At 59.9% G+C, this 17,208-nt stretch carries 15 protein-coding genes; 12 read left to right on the forward strand and 3 right to left on the reverse strand.

From position 1 onward, the window contains the following. Window positions 1–16: 16 nt before the first annotated feature. Together ACOYXJ_RS12045 and ACOYXJ_RS12050 are read right to left on the reverse strand one after the other, a co-directional pair. Window positions 17–781, reverse strand: a complete 765-nt coding sequence (locus tag ACOYXJ_RS12045) for a TOBE domain-containing protein (RefSeq protein ID WP_460369633.1) — start codon at window positions 779–781, stop codon at window positions 17–19. Window positions 782–969: 188 nt separating this feature from the next. Next, window positions 970–1,704, reverse strand: a complete 735-nt coding sequence (locus ACOYXJ_RS12050) for a phosphoribosyltransferase family protein (RefSeq protein ID WP_460369635.1) — start codon at window positions 1,702–1,704, stop codon at window positions 970–972. A 91-nt stretch (window positions 1,705–1,795) separates the two neighbouring features. On the opposite strand from ACOYXJ_RS12050, the gene bioB reads away from it, so the two are divergent. The 10 genes from bioB (at window position 1,796) to ACOYXJ_RS12100 (ending at window position 14,221) form a co-directional block, all read left to right on the forward strand. Next, window positions 1,796–2,851 carry a biotin synthase BioB gene (gene bioB, locus ACOYXJ_RS12055; protein ID WP_160059674.1) on the forward strand — a complete coding sequence of 352 codons (1,056 nt, stop codon included), beginning with the start codon at window positions 1,796–1,798 and terminating at the stop codon, window positions 2,849–2,851. Between the two features lie 159 nt (window positions 2,852–3,010). Next, window positions 3,011–4,189 carry an 8-amino-7-oxononanoate synthase gene (bioF, locus tag ACOYXJ_RS12060; RefSeq protein ID WP_460369637.1) on the forward strand — a complete coding sequence of 393 codons (1,179 nt, stop codon included), beginning with the start codon at window positions 3,011–3,013 and terminating at the stop codon, window positions 4,187–4,189. Further along, window positions 4,182–4,913, forward strand: a complete 732-nt coding sequence (locus ACOYXJ_RS12065; protein ID WP_460369639.1) for an alpha/beta fold hydrolase — start codon at window positions 4,182–4,184, stop codon at window positions 4,911–4,913. The genes bioF and ACOYXJ_RS12065 overlap by 8 nt, the downstream gene beginning before the upstream one ends. Continuing rightward, entirely contained in the window at window positions 4,906–5,715 is an 810-nt protein-coding gene (bioC, locus tag ACOYXJ_RS12070) for a malonyl-ACP O-methyltransferase BioC (RefSeq protein ID WP_460369641.1), read from the forward strand. Before ACOYXJ_RS12065 ends, bioC begins: the two co-directional genes overlap by 8 nt. Continuing rightward, complete coding sequence (gene bioD / locus ACOYXJ_RS12075; protein ID WP_460369644.1) at window positions 5,712–6,392, forward strand: dethiobiotin synthase; 681 nt, start codon at window positions 5,712–5,714, stop codon at window positions 6,390–6,392. Before bioC ends, bioD begins: the two co-directional genes overlap by 4 nt. 108 nt (window positions 6,393–6,500) lie before the next feature. Further along, window positions 6,501–6,797 carry a pyrroloquinoline quinone biosynthesis protein PqqE gene (locus ACOYXJ_RS12080; RefSeq protein ID WP_095122564.1) on the forward strand — a complete coding sequence of 99 codons (297 nt, stop codon included), beginning with the start codon at window positions 6,501–6,503 and terminating at the stop codon, window positions 6,795–6,797. Between the two features lie 274 nt (window positions 6,798–7,071). Beyond that, window positions 7,072–8,877 (forward strand): phenylacyl-CoA dehydrogenase, encoded by a 1,806-nt coding sequence (locus tag ACOYXJ_RS12085; RefSeq protein WP_460369646.1) that lies wholly within the window; start codon window positions 7,072–7,074, stop codon window positions 8,875–8,877. A 192-nt stretch (window positions 8,878–9,069) separates the two neighbouring features. Then, window positions 9,070–10,359 (forward strand): GGDEF domain-containing protein, encoded by a 1,290-nt coding sequence (locus tag ACOYXJ_RS12090; RefSeq protein ID WP_016983164.1) that lies wholly within the window; start codon window positions 9,070–9,072, stop codon window positions 10,357–10,359. Window positions 10,360–10,449: 90 nt separating this feature from the next. Continuing rightward, the gene (locus ACOYXJ_RS12095) at window positions 10,450–12,246 is read left to right on the forward strand and encodes an acyl-CoA dehydrogenase C-terminal domain-containing protein (protein WP_460369648.1); all 1,797 of its coding nucleotides are present in this window, start codon (window positions 10,450–10,452) and stop codon (window positions 12,244–12,246) included. 196 nt (window positions 12,247–12,442) lie between these two features. Then, entirely contained in the window at window positions 12,443–14,221 is a 1,779-nt protein-coding gene (locus tag ACOYXJ_RS12100; protein WP_457463555.1) for an acyl-CoA dehydrogenase C-terminal domain-containing protein, read from the forward strand. Window positions 14,222–14,448: 227 nt separating this feature from the next. Here ACOYXJ_RS12100 and ACOYXJ_RS12105 read toward each other — a convergent pair whose 3' ends face one another. Next, window positions 14,449–15,363, reverse strand: coding sequence for a LysR family transcriptional regulator (locus ACOYXJ_RS12105; RefSeq protein ID WP_077574788.1), 915 nt, complete (start codon window positions 15,361–15,363; stop codon window positions 14,449–14,451). 169 nt (window positions 15,364–15,532) lie between these two features. On the opposite strand from ACOYXJ_RS12105, the gene ACOYXJ_RS12110 reads away from it, so the two are divergent. Then, a complete protein-coding gene (locus tag ACOYXJ_RS12110; protein ID WP_460369651.1) occupies window positions 15,533–16,816 on the forward strand; it encodes an aspartate aminotransferase family protein in 1,284 nt (427 codons plus the stop codon). 196 nt (window positions 16,817–17,012) lie between these two features. Beyond that, the gene (locus ACOYXJ_RS12115; RefSeq protein ID WP_003228885.1) at window positions 17,013–17,171 is read left to right on the forward strand and encodes a YqaE/Pmp3 family membrane protein; all 159 of its coding nucleotides are present in this window, start codon (window positions 17,013–17,015) and stop codon (window positions 17,169–17,171) included. Window positions 17,172–17,208: the final 37 nt, after the last annotated feature.

Consider the following 17,208-nt stretch of genomic DNA (forward strand, 5'->3'; position numbering starts at 1 on the left):
TCGTTGCAGCGCCTGATTACAGCGGCGTGCCGATCAGCACATTGGACGGGGAAAACTGCACCTGCACCGGTTGCTCGACGGTCAGCCCGCGAGTGCGCAAATCGAGCGGCTCAGCCAGGGCGCAGAGGGTATGGCCGTTGGGCAGGGTAATCCGTACTTCGCTCGGGCCGTCCTCGGCGTCGAGAATCGCTTCGATAGTGCCCTTCAGAAGATTGTGACCAGACGTTGCAGATTGCGCGCAGCCGAGCAATTCCAGCCAGCCGGCCTTGATCAGCGCCACCACTTCGGTGCCGGCTTGCAGCTCCAGATGCACGGTGCTGTCGTGGGTGATCTGCGCGTCGAGGCACAGCCCTTCGGCCAGTTCGAGACGGATCAGGTCATTGCGGCCCTGCGCTTGGATCGCCACGACCTTGCCGTGCAACTGATTGCGCGCGCTGGTTCTGAGCATCAGGCGACCGAGCAGATCCAGATCGCTGGCGTCCTCCGCCGCTTCCAGCACCTGCGCCTGCAAGGCCTGGAGTTTTTGGTACAGGCGCAAAACGCGTTCGCCTTCGCTGGAGAGTTGCGCGCCGCCACCGCCCTTGCCTCCCACGGCGCGCTCGACCAATGGTTTTTGCGCCAGATTGTTCAGCTCATCGATAGCGTCCCACGCCGCCTTGTAGCTCAGGCCTGCGCTTTTTGCGGCGCGGGTGATCGAGCCCTGTTCGGCGATATGTTGCAGCAGGGCGATACGCTGCGGACGGCGGACGATGTGCTGGGACAACAGGGAAGGCATGGACATGGATGGGGTGCTTTTTTGCTGTGGCGGTGGGGGAGGAAGTTGGCCGCTCGCAACGCGAGAGTCAAGCCTGACGCAGAACCCTGTGGGAGCGAGCCTGCTCGCGAAAGCGGAGTGTCAGCCAGCATAAATGTTGAATGTGCTGGCCCCTTTCGCGAGCAGGCTCGCTCCCACAGGGGACTGTTCAATATTCAGGCTCCGGGCTTCGGCGTGCGCGCCAGACAATAGACATCGACCCGGGCGGCGCCAGCGTTTATCAGCAACCGGGCGAGAGCCTGTGCGGTCGCGCCAGTGGTCAATACGTCGTCAACCAGCGCCAAATGCCGGCCTTGTACCTGCGCATCCGGCATGATCTCGAAGGCATTGCGCAGATTATGTTTACGCGCCTTGGCATCAAGATCCTGCTGGGCACCGGTCTCCTTGACTCGCCGCAGAACCTGTTCTTCGCACGGAAGATCCAGTGACTGACTCAACCACCGCGCCAGCATCGCAGCCTGATTGAATCCGCGTTGGCGCAGACGTTTACCCGCCAGCGGCACCGGCAACAACACATCAGGCCTTGGCAAACCCTCATCGAAGCGATGTTGCAGGTATTGCCCGAGAACGTCGGCGAGCAGGTGGCCAAACGGCCATTTCGCATTGTGTTTAAACCGCGTAATCAAACTGTCGACCGGGAAGCCATACAGCCATGGCACCACCACCTGTTCGAACGCCGGCGGCTCTAGCAGGCACTCACCACAGGTCAGGCCCGCTGCGACCAACGGCAAAGCGCAGGTGACGCAGTGCTCGCCAAGCCACGGCAGTTCGGTTTCACAGGCCACGCAGATTGGCATTTCTGCGTCTGCCGGCTCATCGCAAAGCAAGCAGGGCTGTACATTATTTAAACAGATGTAAACCGACCCTTCGTATCGTGGTTGACAGCGCATGACTCTTCCTTAAATATGCCGAACATCCGTGTAGCGCCTGTGGGTATTCCGTTCCCGCAGCCGCCAGCCAAGCATAACCAAGGAACTACCCATGAGCGCGAGCACCACTGCCACCCTGCGTCACGACTGGTCTTTGGCCGAAGTCAAAGCACTCTTCGTACAGCCCTTCAACGACTTGCTGTTCCAGGCGCAAACGGTGCACCGCGCACATTTCAACGCCAACCGCGTTCAGGTCTCGACCCTGCTGTCGATCAAGACCGGCGCCTGTCCGGAAGACTGCAAGTACTGCCCGCAGTCCGGTCACTACAACACCGGCCTTGAAAAAGAAAAGCTGATGGAAGTGCAGAAGGTCCTCGAAGAGGCTGCCCGCGCCAAGGCCATCGGCTCGACGCGGTTCTGCATGGGCGCGGCGTGGAAGCACCCGTCGGCGAAAGACATGCCGTACGTGCTGAAAATGGTCGAAGGCGTGAAGGCTATGGGCCTGGAAACCTGCATGACCCTCGGTCGTCTCGATCAGGATCAGACCGAAGCGCTGGCCAAGGCCGGCCTCGATTACTACAACCACAACCTCGATACGTCGCCGGAGTTCTACGGCAGCATCATCACCACCCGTACTTACAGCGAGCGTCTGCAGACCCTGGCTTACGTGCGTGAGTCGGGGATGAAGATCTGCTCCGGTGGCATCCTCGGCATGGGCGAGTCGCTGGATGACCGCGCCAACCTGCTGATCCAGTTGGCCAACCTGCCGGAGCATCCGGAGTCGGTGCCGATCAACATGCTGGTGAAAGTTGCCGGCACGCCACTGGAAAACGCCGAAGACATCGACCCGTTCGACTTCATCCGCATGCTCGCCGTGGCGCGCATCCTCATGCCGCAATCCCATGTGCGCCTGTCCGCCGGCCGCGAAGCGATGAACGAGCAGATGCAGGCTCTCGCATTCTTTGCCGGCGCCAACTCGATTTTCTACGGCGACAAGTTGCTGACCACGGCCAACCCGCAGGCGGACAAGGACATGCAATTGTTTGCGCGTCTGGGCATCCAGCCGGAAGCCCGTGAAGAACATTCCGATGAGGTTCACCAAGCTGCAATTGAGCAGGCATTGGTCGAGCAGAAGAGCAGCGAGCAGTTCTATAACGCCGCGGTTTAAAGCTGCGCGGATTCCTCTGAAGGAATGCAAAACCCCTGTGGGAGCGAGCCTGCTCGCGAAAGCGGTGCCTCAGTCGACATTGATGTTGGATGTGAAGGCCTATTCGCGAGCAGGCTCGCTCCCACATGGGATCTGTGTCACTTGAAAGTCGAGGCCTGCATGTCTTTCGATCTCGCCGCACGCCTTGCTGCCCGTCGTGCCGAAAACCTCTATCGCCAGCGACCGCTGCTCGAGTCCCCGCAGGGGCCGCAAGTGGTGGTCGACGGCAAACCGTTGCTTGCCTTCTGCAATAACGATTACCTCGGTCTGGCCAATCACCCGCAAGTGATCGAAGCCTGGCGCGCCGGCGCTGAACGTTGGGGTGTCGGTGGTGGCGCCTCGCATCTGGTGATCGGCCACAGCAGTCCGCATCACGCCCTTGAGGAAGCTTTGGCTGACCTCACCGGCCGCCCGCGCGCGCTGCTGTTCACCACCGGCTACATGGCCAATCTCGGCGCGGTCACGGCGCTGGTCGGGCAGGGCGATACGGTGCTGGAAGATCGCCTCAATCACGCTTCGTTATTGGATGCGGGTCTGTTGTCTGGGGCGCGTTTCAATCGCTATCTGCACAACGACGCGGTGAGCCTGGCCAAACGTCTGGAGAAAGCCACCGGCAATACGTTGGTGGTCACCGACGGTGTGTTCAGCATGGACGGCGACCTCGCGGATCTGCCGGTGCTGGCCCGTGAAGCCAAGGCCAAAGGCGCGTGGTTGATGGTCGATGACGCTCACGGTTTCGGGCCGCTGGGTGCGAATGGCGGCGGCATCGTCGAGCATTTTGGTTTGAGTCAGGAGGATGTGCCGGTGCTGGTCGGCACCCTCGGCAAAGCGTTCGGCACGGCGGGGGCATTTGTCGCTGGCAGCGAAGAGTTGATCGAAAGCCTGATCCAGTTCGCCCGCCCGTACATCTACACCACCAGCCAGCCACCGGCGCTGGCCTGCGCGACGCTGAAAAGTATCGAGCTGCTGCGCACTGAACACTGGCGTCGCGAACATCTGCAGACGCTGATCCGTCAGTTCCGCCATGGCGCCGAGCAGATTGGTCTGGAACTGATGGACAGCTTTACGCCGATTCAGCCGATCATGATTGGCGATGCCGGACGCGCGGTGCGGCTGTCGCAGATGTTGCGCGAGCGCGGGCTGATGGTCACCGCGATCCGCCCGCCGACCGTGCCCGCCGGTAGTGCCCGCTTGCGCGTGACCCTGACCGCCGCTCACAGCGAGGCGCAGGTGCAGCTATTGTTAGAGGGACTGGCCGATTGCTTTGCCCAACTGTCGTCGGAGCCAAGCCATGCGTGATCGCCTGATTCTGCTGCCCGGCTGGGGCCTCGGTGTGTCGCCGATGGAGCCGCTGGCCGCCGCATTGCAAGGCCTTGATGAACATCTGAAAGTCGATATCGAGCCGCTGCCGGAGCTGAACTCCAGCGACCTGCAAGACTGGCTCGATGAACTCGACGAGTGCATTCCTCAAGACGTCTGGCTCGGTGGCTGGTCGCTGGGCGGCATGCTCGCGTCCGAATTAGCGGCGCGCCGTGGCGAGCGTTGCTGCGGTTTGCTGACGCTGGCGAGCAATCCTTCTTTCGTTGCCCATGAGCAGTGGCCGAACGCGATGCCCGGCGAGACTTTCGACGCGTTTCTTGCCGGTTGCCAGGCCGATCCGCGCACAACTCTCAAACGCTTCTCGCTGCTCTGTGCTCAAGGCGCGCAAGACCCGCGCGGGTTGTCGCGGTTGATGTTGGGCGGCGCGCCAAATACTGCGCCGTCGGCGTTGATGGCGGGATTGGAATTGCTTGCGCAAATGGACACCCGCGAAGCGCTGCAGGCTTTTCGTGGCCCGCAGTTTCATTTGTTCGCCGGACAGGACGGCTTGGTCCCGGCGGAAGCGGCGGGGGCATTGTTCGCCCTGTTACCGGATATCGAAATCGGTCTGATCGAACAGGCCAGCCATGCCTTTCTTCTGGAAGACCCCCACGGACTGGCGGGCGCTATCCAGGCTTTTTTACATGAGTGCGGTGATGACTGATTTGTCTCTTGTGCTGCCTGGCGGCTTGCCTGACAAGCGTCAGGTCGCAGCCTCTTTTTCTCGTGCGGCGGCCAGTTACGACAGCGTCGCCGAGTTGCAACGTGATGTCGGTACACAGTTGATTGAGCGTTTGCCGCAGGAATTTGTGCCGGCGCGTTGGCTGGATCTGGGGTGTGGCACGGGTTATTTCACCCGCGCGCTGGCTTCGCGGTTTGCCGAGGGCCACGGTCTGGCGTTGGACATTGCCGAAGGAATGCTCGATCACGCGCGGCCATTGGGTGGCGCTGAGTATTTTATTGCTGGTGATGCCGAGCGCCTGCCGCTGCAGGATTCGACCTGCGACCTGATCTTCTCCAGCCTCGCGGTGCAGTGGTGTGCGGATTTCGAGGCGGTGCTCAGCGAAGCGTTTCGTGTGCTGAAACCAGGTGGGTTCTTCGCGTTTGCTAGTCTTTGTGTAGGGACGCTGTTTGAGTTGCGCGACAGCTGGCGGCAGGTCGATGGGCTGGTGCACGTCAACCGCTTCCGCGAGTTCTCCCGTTATGAGCAATTGTGTGCGGCCAGTGGTTTGCGCACGCTGAGCCTGGAGAATCAACCGCACGTGCTGCATTACCCGGATGTGCGCAGTTTGACCCATGAGTTGAAAGCCTTGGGGGCGCACAATCTGAATCCGGGTCGCCCGGGCGGTTTGACCGGGCGGGCGCGGATTCTCGGTTTGGTTGAAGCTTACGAGCAGTTCCGTGAGGCGTCGGGGTTGCCGGCGACTTATCAGGTGGTCTACGCCGTGTTGGAGAAACCCGTATGAGCGCAGCCTATTTCATCACCGGTACGGACACCGATGTCGGCAAGACCACGGTCGCCGCCGGATTGCTGCACGCGGCGCGTTCGGCGGGGTTGAGTACGGCGGCGGGAAAACCGGTGGCGTCAGGGTGCGAGGTGACGCCCAAGGGTTTACGCAACTCCGATGCATTGGCGCTATTGGCCGAATGTTCGCTGCCGCTGACTTATCAACAGGTCAATCCGGTGGCGTTCGAGCCGGCGATTGCTCCGCATCTGGCGGCGCGTGAAGCGGGTGTGGCCTTGACCGTGCAATCGCTGCTGGCGCCGATGCGCGAGATTCTGGCGATGCATGCCGATTTCACTCTGATCGAAGGCGCGGGCGGCTGGCGGGTGCCTTTGGCCGATCAGGATAATCTGTCGGATCTGGCGATTGCGCTGAAGTTGCCGGTGATTCTGGTGGTGGGCGTGCGGCTGGGGTGCATCAGTCATGCCTTGCTGACGGCGGAGGCGATTGCCCGTGATGGGCTGCAACTGGCCGGGTGGGTGGCGAATATCATCGATCCGAAGACTTCACGGCTGGAAGAAAACCTCGCGACGTTGGCCGAGCGGATTCCGGCGCCGTGCCTGGGGCGCGTGCCGAAACTCAAGGCCCTGAGCGCAGAAACGGTGGCGGATCATTTGCAACTGGATCTGCTCGACTAAGCTTTTCTCTATGGGCAGGCACTGTGCCATTAGTGTTTTTGACGGGTGTTTTTCTGGCGCCTCTGCTTCAATGGCAGCCATTGATCCTTCCCAGGGATGAGAACTGTTATGGAAATCTCCGGTAACACAGCTTTTTATGCAGGTCTGAGCTCGATTCAGAGCGGGCAGAACCGCGTCGATCAGGCTGCCAGCCAGATTGCCAACAATACAATCGAGCGCTCGGTGACCAGCCAGTCGTCTGAAGTGCAGATTGATCGTCTGCGCGGTGTCGATCGCGCCCAGCAATCGGATCTGGCCAGCAATATGGTCGAGATGTCTCAGGGCAAGATCCAGGCGGAGCTGGGTGTGAAAGTCGCCAAAGCCTCCGACGAAGTGCTCGGTACGATCATCGACACCTTCGCCTGATTTTTCGCAATCTGCACCCTGAACGCCGCGCCTTGTCGCGGCGTTTTTTGTTGTAAGTCCTTCTCCCTCAACTAATCTTTTTTCAGCGCCCGTGGCTCATTCGAACGCATGGCGGTTTGCTGTGCCCGGCGTTTGAAAGGTGCGATGACGAACGGCAAAAGATCGACGCTTGACAAGATTTCGGCGTAAACGTATGTTTCAAACAACTGTTTGACCGTCACAACAAATCAACACGGTCGTTCATTCCCGGTTACATCAGCAGAGGTTTATCGCTATGCCTGACTACAAGGCCCCCTTGCGTGATATTCGCTTCGTTCGTGACGAACTGCTCGGCTACGAAGCGCACTATCAGAGCCTTCCGGCTTGCGCAGACGCAACTCCGGACATGGTTGACGCCATTCTCGAAGAAGGCGCCAAGTTTTGTGAGCAGGTACTGGCACCGCTGAACCGCGTGGGCGACCTCGAAGGTTGCACCTGGAGCGAGTCCGGCGTGAAAACCCCGACGGGCTTCAAAGAGGCTTACAAGCAATTCGTTGAAGGCGGCTGGCCAAGCCTGGCCCACGACGTCGAGCACGGCGGTCAGGGTCTGCCTGAGTCGCTGGGTCTGGCAGTGAGTGAAATGGTTGGCGAAGCCAACTGGTCGTGGGGCATGTACCCAGGCCTGTCGCACGGCGCGATGAACACCATCTCCGAGCACGGCACCCCAGAGCAGCAAGAAGCCTATCTGACCAAACTGGTCTCCGGCGAATGGACTGGCACCATGTGCCTGACCGAACCGCACTGCGGCACCGACCTGGGCATGCTGCGCACCAAAGCCGAACCTCAGGCCGACGGTTCCTACAAGGTTTCCGGCACCAAGATCTTCATCTCGGCCGGTGAACACGACATGGCCGATAACATCGTCCACATCGTGCTGGCCCGCCTGCCGGATGCACCGGCTGGCACCAAAGGCATCTCGCTGTTCATCGTTCCGAAATTCATGCCGAATGCCGATGGCACCGTCGGTGAGCGCAACGCAGTGAGCTGCGGTTCGCTGGAACACAAGATGGGCATTCACGGCAACGCCACCTGCGTGATGAACTTCGACGGCGCCACCGGTTACCTGATCGGCCCGGCGAACAAAGGCCTGAACTGCATGTTCACCTTTATGAACACCGCACGTCTGGGTACCGCGCTGCAGGGCCTGGCCCACGCCGAAATCGGTTTCCAGGGTGGCTTGAAATACGCTCGCGATCGTCTGCAAATGCGCTCGCTGACTGGCCCGAAAGCGCCGGATAAAGCCGCTGACCCGATCATCGTGCACCCAGACGTACGCCGCATGCTGTTGACCATGAAGGCGTTCGCCGAAGGCAACCGTGCGATGGTGTACTTCACTGCCAAACAGGTCGACATCGTCAAATACGGCGTCGATGAAGAAGAGAAAAAGAAAGCCGACGCACTGTTGGCCTTCATGACCCCGATCGCCAAAGCGTTCATGACCGAAGTCGGCTTCGAATCCGCTAACCACGGCGTACAGATCTACGGCGGCCACGGCTTCATCGCCGAGTGGGGCATGGAGCAGAACGTTCGCGACAGCCGCATTTCGATGCTGTACGAAGGCACCACCGGTATCCAGGCACTCGACCTGCTGGGCCGTAAAGTGCTGATGACGCAAGGCGAAGCTCTGAAGGGCTTCACCAAGATCGTCCACAAGTTCTGCCAGAACAACGAAGGCAACGAAGCCGTTGCAGAGTTTGTCGCACCGCTGGCGGCAATCAACAAGGAATGGGGCGAGCTGACCATGAAGGTCGGTATGGCCGCCATGAAAGATCGCGAAGAAGTCGGCGCGGCTTCCGTGGACTACCTGATGTACTCCGGTTATGCCTGCCTGGCTTATTTCTGGGCCGACATGGCGCGTCTGGCTGCTGAAAAGCTGGCAGAAGGCAGCGGCGACGCTGCGTTCTACACCGCAAAGCTGCAAACCGCGCGTTTCTACTTCCAGCGCATCCTGCCGCGTACCCGTACCCACGTGGCCACTATGCTGTCGGGCGCCAACAACCTGATGGACATGAAAGAAGAAGACTTCGCACTGGGTTACTAAGCCTTAACGCAGTCTCCTGAAAACCGCTGCTCCCGTTAGGGGGTAGCGGTTTTTTTGTTGGTGAACAGTTCAGATAGTCGGGCTACCGGCCGTTAAAGAGACAGTGTGTGATCTGGATCACATTGTGTGGGCTTGGCTGCACTTTGCAGGCACAATGCCATCTCTTTGATATGACGGGTCGGAGCTTTACCCTTGCCGCGTTCTTCCGCTGTACGTTTCAGCCATTTCCTACCTTCACTGCTGTTGTTACTTGCGGGGTTGGCGGCTGCGTACGTCAAAGACCTCAGCGTGTTCTTCACTTCGCTGTTCAATGTGTTGCCGACCCTGGTGCTGCTGTTGGGTGGCGCTTATTGCGCGGTTTATCGGCGTCAGCGTGAACTGTTTCTGATGCTCACGGTGTACATCGCGTACTTTTTGCTCGACACCCAGACCGACTATTACCGCGACAACGGCAAGGTCCGCGAAGACGCTGCCGTGGTCTTTCATCTTGTATGTTTGCTGCTGCCGTTGTTGTTCGGCTTGTTCGCTGCGTGGCAGGAACGTACGCATCTGTTTCAGGACATGGTTGCGCGCTTCGCCGTGCTGCTGGCCTTCGGCAGCGTGGCGCTGGGGCTTGAGCAAAGTTATCCCCAGGCGCTGCTGATGTGGCTGTCGGAAATCCGCTGGCCGGCGCTGCATGGCGCATGGATGAGTCTGATCCAGCTTTCCTATCCGGTATTTATCTCGGCGTTCCTGCTCTTGGCCTGGCAGTACTGGCGCAATCCGCGCCCACTGCATGCGGCACAATTGGTTGGCCTGCTCGGCGTGTTCTGGATGCTGCCGAAAACCTTCATCCTGCCGTTTACCTTGAACATCATGTGCAGTCAGGTGATGTTGATGATTGCCGCCGCCGTTGCGCACGAGGCTTATCAAATGGCCTTCCGCGACGAACTGACCGGTCTGCCGGGACGTCGCGCGCTCAACGAACGCATGCAGCGCTTGGGCCGCAACTATGTGCTGGCGATGAGCGACGTCGATCACTTCAAGAAATTCAACGACACCCACGGTCACGATGTCGGTGACCAGGTACTGCGTCTGGTCGCCAGCAAGCTGTCGAAAATCAGCGGTGGCGGTAGGGCGTATCGCTACGGTGGTGAGGAATTTGCTCTGGTGTTCGCAGGCAAAACCCTTGAAGAGTGCATGCCGCATCTTGAGGTGATCCGCGAGTCGATTGCGTCCTACAGCATTCAACTGCGCAATCAGGAAAACCGTCCGCAGGATGATCAGCAAGGTCGCCAGCGCCGCGCCGGTTCGGGAGCGTCCAGTGTGTCGGTGACAGTGAGCATCGGCGTCGCCGAGCGAGTGGAGCAGCGCAACCCGGAACAAGTGCTGAAGTCTGCCGACGAGGCGCTTTACGCCGCTAAAGGCGCGGGGCGTAACTGCGTGATGGCGTACGGACAAAACCGCCGTGGCGCGGTGCGTATGGACACCGCTGCGGGTTGAGTGATGACGGCGCATTCAGCGCCTGCACAATGATTGTGGGGCGTGGTGGCCGGCAGTAGGTTGAGGCAATCTGCTGACGGAGAAGCCACCATGCCTGAGTACAAAGCTCCCCTGCGCGACATGCGCTTTCTGATCGACCACGTCTTCGACTTTCACAGCAACTACGCCGCCCTCGGCGCGCACGACGCCAGCCCGGACATGATCAACGCGATTCTCGAAGAGGGTGCGAAGTTCTGTGAGAACATTCTGGCACCGCTCAATCGCAGCGGTGACGAAGAGGGCTGCCATTTCGACAACGGTGTGGTGACAACGCCTACAGGCTTCAAGCAAGCCTTCGCACAATACGTGGAAGGCGGCTGGCACGGTCTGGCCGCAGACACGTCCTACGGCGGCCAGGGCCTACCGAGTTCGCTGGGGCTGGTGATCAGCGAAATGGTCGGCTCCAGCAACACGTCCTGGGGCATGTACCCGGGGCTGACTCACGGCGCGATGTCGGCGATTCACGCCCACGGCAGCGCCGAGCAGAAAGACACCTACCTGAGCAAACTCACCGCCGGCCAGTGGACCGGCACCATGTGCCTGACTGAAGCCCACTGCGGCACCGACCTGGGCATCATCAAGACCCGCGCCGTGCCTCAGGCCGATGGCAGTTACGCGGTCACCGGCAGCAAGATTTTCATCTCTGCCGGCGAGCACGACATGAGCGACAACATCATCCATCTGGTGTTGGCTAAACTGCCGGACGCGCCGGCCGGAACCAAAGGGATTTCGCTGTTTATCGTGCCGAAATTCTTGCCGGATGCGACGGGTGAGGCAGGCGAGCGCAATGGCGTGTCCTGCGGTTCGATCGAACACAAAATGGGCATCAAGGCGTCGGCCACTTGCGTGTTGAACTTCGACGGCGCCAAGGGCTATCTGATCGGCGAGGCGAACAAGGGCCTGAACTGCATGTTCACCATGATGAACCACGCACGGCTCGGCACCGGGATGCAGGGTTTGTGTCTGGGCGAAGCGAGTTTCCAGGGCGCGATCAAATACGCCAACGACCGTTTGCAGATGCGCTCGCTGACCGGCGCCAAAGCCCCGGACAAAGCCGCCGATCCGATCATCGTTCACCCGGATGTGCGGCGCATGCTGCTGACCATGAAGGCCTTCAACGAGGGCAATCGTGCGCTGACGTATTTCACCGCGCAGTTGCTTGATGTCGCGCATCTGAGCAGCGATGCCGAGGCGCGTCAGGAGGCTGAGGACTTGCTGGCGTTCCTCACGCCGATCTGCAAGGCGTTCATGACCGACACCGGGCTGGAAGTGACCAACCACGGCATGCAGGTGTTTGGTGGCCACGGTTTTATTCGCGAGTGGGGCATGGAGCAGTTGGTTCGCGACTGTCGGATTGCGCCGATCTACGAAGGCACCAACGGCATTCAGGCGCTGGATCTGCTGGGGCGCAAGGTGCTGGGCAGTCAGGGCAAGTTGCTGCGGGGTTTTACAAAAATCGTCCACAAATTCTGCGCGGCCAACGCCGAGCACCCGCAACTGGGCAGTTTCGTTGCGCAGCTCAATGAGTTGAACCAGCAGTGGGGCGACCTGACCATGAAGGTTGGGATGGCGGCGATGAAGAACCCGGATGAGGTGGGCGCGGCGTCGGTGGATTACCTGATGTACAGCGGTTACATCATCCTCGGCTATTTGTGGTTGCGTATGGCATTGGTGGCGCAGGCGCAACTGGAGGCGGGCGAGGGTGAGGCGGATTACCTGCGCGGGAAGTTGGCGACGTGCGAGTTTTACTTCAAGCGTTTGTTGCCGCGTACGTCAGCGCATCGGGCGGCGATTGAGGCGGGGAGTGATTGTTTGATGAAGTTGCCTGCTGAACTGTTTGCGCTTTAAGGAAGATCAAAAGATCGCAGCCTTCGGCAGCGCCTACAGGGAACGGGCGTTGTCGGGGCTGCGATTTTTGTGGTGACTAAAAATAACAAAACAGTCACCGGTTGACCCTATGTGTCGCAAAAGTTGTTGAGGTACACTCCGGCTCAACGAAAACACCATTCCACGAATCACCTGTTTAGATCTTGCGAGGTTTGCCATGGCTGACTACAAAGCGCCGCTGCGCGATATGCGCTTCGTCCTCAATGAAGTGTTCGAAGTCGCCAAACTCTGGGCTGAACTGCCAGCGCTGGCCGAGACCGTCGACGCCGAAACCGTTGAAGCCATTCTCGAAGAGGCCGGCAAGGTCACCAGCAAAAGCATCGCGCCACTGAGCCGTGCGGCTGACGAGGAAGGTTGCCATTGGGCCGACGGTGCCGTCACCACTCCGGCAGGTTTCCCACAGGCTTATCAGACTTATGCCGAAGGCGGCTGGGTCGGCGTTGGCGGTGATCCGGCCTACGGCGGCATGGGCATGCCCAAAGCCGTGTCGGCGCAAGTCGAAGAAATGGTCAACTCCGCCAGCCTGTCCTTCGGTCTGTACCCGATGCTGACTGCCGGCGCCTGCCTGTCGATCAACGCCCACGCCAGCGAAGAGCTGAAAGCTGCGTACCTGCCGAACATGTACGCCGGCGTCTGGGCCGGTTCGATGTGCCTGACCGAGCCGCACGCTGGCACCGACCTGGGGATCATCCGCACCAAGGCCGAGCCTCAGGCCGACGGTTCCTACAAAGTCAGCGGCACCAAGATCTTCATCACCGGTGGCGAACACGACCTGACCGAAAACATCATTCACCTGGTGCTGGCCAAACTGCCAGATGCTCCGGCCGGTCCTAAGGGCATCTCGCTGTTCCTGGTGCCGAAGTTCATGGTCAATGCCGACGGCAGCCTGGGCGCGCGCAACCCGGCGAACTGCGGTTCGATCGAACACAAGATGGGCATCCAGGCGTCCGCGACCTGCGTGATGAACTTCGACGAAGCCGTGGGTTATCTGGTTGGCGAGCCGAACAAAGGCCTCGCCGCGATGTTCACCATGATGAACTACGAACGTCTGGGCGTCGGCATCCAGGGCCTGGCCACCGGCGAGCGCTCTTACCAGAACGCCGTTGAATATGCGCGTGACCGTCTGCAAAGCCGTTCGCCAACCGGCGCGCAGAACAAAGACAAAGTCGCAGACCCGATCATCGTCCACCCGGACGTGCGGCGCATGCTGCTGACCATGAAAGCCTCGAACGAAGGCGGCCGTGCGTTCTCCACCTACGTGGCGATGCAACTCGACACCGCCAAGTTCAGCGAAGACGCCACCACCCGCAAACGTGCGGAAGATCTGGTTGCACTGCTGACGCCGGTGGCCAAGGCGTTCCTCACCGATCTGGGTCTGGAAACCACCGTGCACGGCCAGCAGATTTTCGGCGGCCACGGCTATATCCGCGAGTGGGGTCAGGAGCAACTGGTGCGCGACGTGCGCATCACCCAGATCTACGAAGGCACCAACGGCATTCAGGCACTGGACCTGGTCGGTCGCAAGATCGTCGGCAGCGGTGGCGCGTTCTACAAACTGTTCGCCGACGAGATCCGCCACTTCACCGCCACCGCGAGTGCCGATCTGGGCGAATTCACCAAACCGCTGAACGATGCGGTCAATACCCTCGACGAGCTCACCTCGTGGCTGCTGGATCGGGCGAAAAACAACCCGAACGAAATCGGCGCGGCCTCAGTCGAATATCTGCAAGCGTTTGGATACGTTTCCTACGCCTACATGTGGGCGTTGATGGCCAAAGCCTCGTTGGGTAAAGAAGCGCAGGACGATTTCTATGCCAGCAAGCTTGGCACCGCGCGCTTCTACTTCGCCCGTTTGCTGCCGCGTATTCACTCGTTGAGTGCGTCGGTGAAGGCCGGTAGCGAGTCGCTGTTCCTGCTGGATGCAGCGCAATTCTGATGAGAAAGCGTCATGTAAGCATTTGCTTACATGACGTGCTGCTGTTCTCCCATATGCGTGGATTGGATCCACGGCTAATCTACATTTCATGGACGTCGCGCAGGAAGCGCAAAGCAACAACACGGACACGTAGGATTCTGCCAGGGTGGCGGAGTGAAATGGATGTCAGGGAAACAGTCTGCAAAGCCCCGCTTCGGCGGGGTTTTCTTTTGCCTGCAGAAAAGTAGTCAGGCCAGCGGATCCAGCGCCGGCTTCACTTCGCGCTCCATCACTTCCTCCAGCAACGTTTGTAACAGTGCCAAAGGCGCCTGCTGGCGCTGCACATCGCGACAGACCAAGCCAACCTTCAGCGGCACCCGTGGTTCGCTCAGCGGTTTCCACAGCAGATCCTGATCGTCGTATTCCTTCTGCGAACGCCCCGGCAACACGGTCGCCAGTTTGGTGTGCGGCAAACTGTCGAGAATCCCCACCATATTGTTCAGCTCGGCCTGCACTTGCGGGCGTCGTCCCAGGGCGGTCAGTTGCGCCTGCCAGATCTGGCGGATCTGGAATTCTTCGCCCAACAGCAACATGGGCAGTTCGGCGGCCTGGCGCATCGAGACTTTCTTGAATTCACGCAACGGATGATCCGCCGGGATCACCAGCGTCAGTTCATCTTCGTAGAGCATTACGCCGTGCAGCCCAGGTTGGCGTGGCGGCAGATAACTGATGCCGATGTCCAATGAACCGTTGAGCAGTCGCCGCTCGATCTCAAGTCCGGTCAACTCATAAATCTGCACCACCAGATGCGGTTGCGCCTTGCGCACCCGTTCGAGCATTTGCGGCACCAGACTGGTGTGAACCGTTTGCAGCACGCCAATCGCCAGCGTGCGCAAGGCCTGGCCCTTGAAGTTGCCCAATGCCTCGCGCGCCCGTTGCAAGCCATCAAGCAATGGCAAGGCATGGTTGTACAAAGTGTGAGCGGCGAGGGTCGGCAGCAGACGTTTGCTGCTGCGTTCGAACAGGGTGACGTCGAGGTTCTGTTCGAGCTGACGGATCTGCTGCGATAGTGCCGGTTGCGAGATCGAAAGGCGCTCCGCCGCCCGGCCAACATGGCCTTCTTCGTAGACCGCGACGAAATAACGCAGTTGTTTGAAATCCATAAGTAATGCTTATCGAAAATGCTGGTAAATCGAAATGGCCCGCAAGCCTCGGTGAGCCTAGTCTAACCGCATTCACAAGGCTTACAGGGCCAGAAAGCGCGATGAATAGCGTTCGCTTCGACAGTGTTTGCATAGGCAGTTCAAAACACCTGAAACGAGGTGTTTTTCAATGAATCTGTTCAGTTTGCGGCGTCAGACGCCGAGTCTTGATGACCTCGCCTTCGAGGCCAATCCTGCAGAAAGCAGCGAAAATCTTAGCGTTGAAAGGCTGATGCCCAGCATCGAACGACCGCAGCAGGTGTTCGTCCGGGGGCAGGGTTCGTGGTTGTGGGACAGTAACGACCGCGCGTACCTCGACTTTTCCCAGGCCGGCGGTGCCAACAGCCTTGGCCACAGCCCTTCGGCGTTGGTCAAAGCCATCAGCAGTCAGGCGCAGGCGCTGATCAATCCCGGTTTCAATCTGCATAATCGCGGCATGCTCAGCCTTGCCGAGCGCCTCTGCGCCGCCACTTTCAGCGATCAGGCTTATTTGCTCAACAGCGGCAGCGAAGCCTGTGAAGCGGCGATCAAACTGGCGCGCAAATGGGGCCAACTGCATCGCGGCGGCGCGTCGCGGATTATTGTTGCGAAGCAGGGTTGTCATGGCCGTAGTCTGGCGACGATTTCCGCCTCCGACAGCTGCAACCTGCACAACCGTTTTGCGCCACTGCTGCCGGGTTTCGATCTGGTGCCGTTCAACGACTTGCCGGCACTGCACGCGGCGGTTGATGCGCAGACCGTGGCGATCATGCTGGAGCCGATCCAGAGCGACGCAGGAGTTGTGCCGGCGACCGAGCATTACCTCAAAGGTGTCGAACGACTGTGCCGCGAATTGGGCATTCTGCTGATTCTCGACGAAGTACAGACCGGCATCGGTCGCTGCGGCACCTTGCTCGCCGAACAATCCTACGGCGTGCGCGCCGATATCGTTGTGCTCGGCAAAGGGCTTGGCGGCGGTGTGCCATTGGCGGCGCTGCTGGCGCGGGGCAAGGCCTGCTGTTTCGAGGCCGGCGAGCTCGGCGGTACGCATCACGGCAATGCATTGATGACGGCGGCCGGTCTGGTCGTGCTCGACAGCGTGCACGACCGCAGCTTCCTCCAGCAGATCAAAGATAACGGTCAGCACCTGCGTGAAGGTCTGGCCCGATTGGCACACCGCTACGACCACGGCGAACTGCGCGGCCAGGGCCTGTTCTACGGATTGACCCTGTCAGACGATTCCGCCGAAGCCGTGGTCCACGCCGCACTGCATGAAGGCCTGCTGCTCAATGCCCCGCAAGCCAACTGCCTGCGCTTCACTCCGGCGCTCACCGTGAGCAAAACCAACATCGACGAAATGCTCCTGCGCCTGGGCCGCGGCTTTTCGCGAGTGCGCACCGCACAACTGCAATGCCGCAAAGGGATTGCCGTCTGAGCTGAAGTTTCCTACCCGATTTCCAGAACCGTCTCGCGGTATAACGCACGCCCCACGCCTGATTCTTTTGGCGTGGGGCGTTTTTTTGAGCGGGTGATGGCGATCAAATGGCCGTTGCACTGAACCCTGACGAACGGCGCAGGTCGATTAGCTTGTATGGCTCAAGTGAGCCAACCCCCCATACAGGAGCTGCCCCATGGATTTCATTCGCATCATCATCGCTATTCTGTTGCCACCACTGGGCGTCTTTCTGCAGGTCGGATTTGGCGGGGCGTTCTGGTTGAACATTCTGCTGACGTTGTGCGGTTATATTCCGGGGATCGTGCATGCGGTGTACATCATCGCCAAGCGCTGAGTACTGCGGCGCCAAGTAGATAGCTTTCGCGAGCAGG

Source organism: Pseudomonas sp. Tul2A7 (assembly GCF_054790505.1).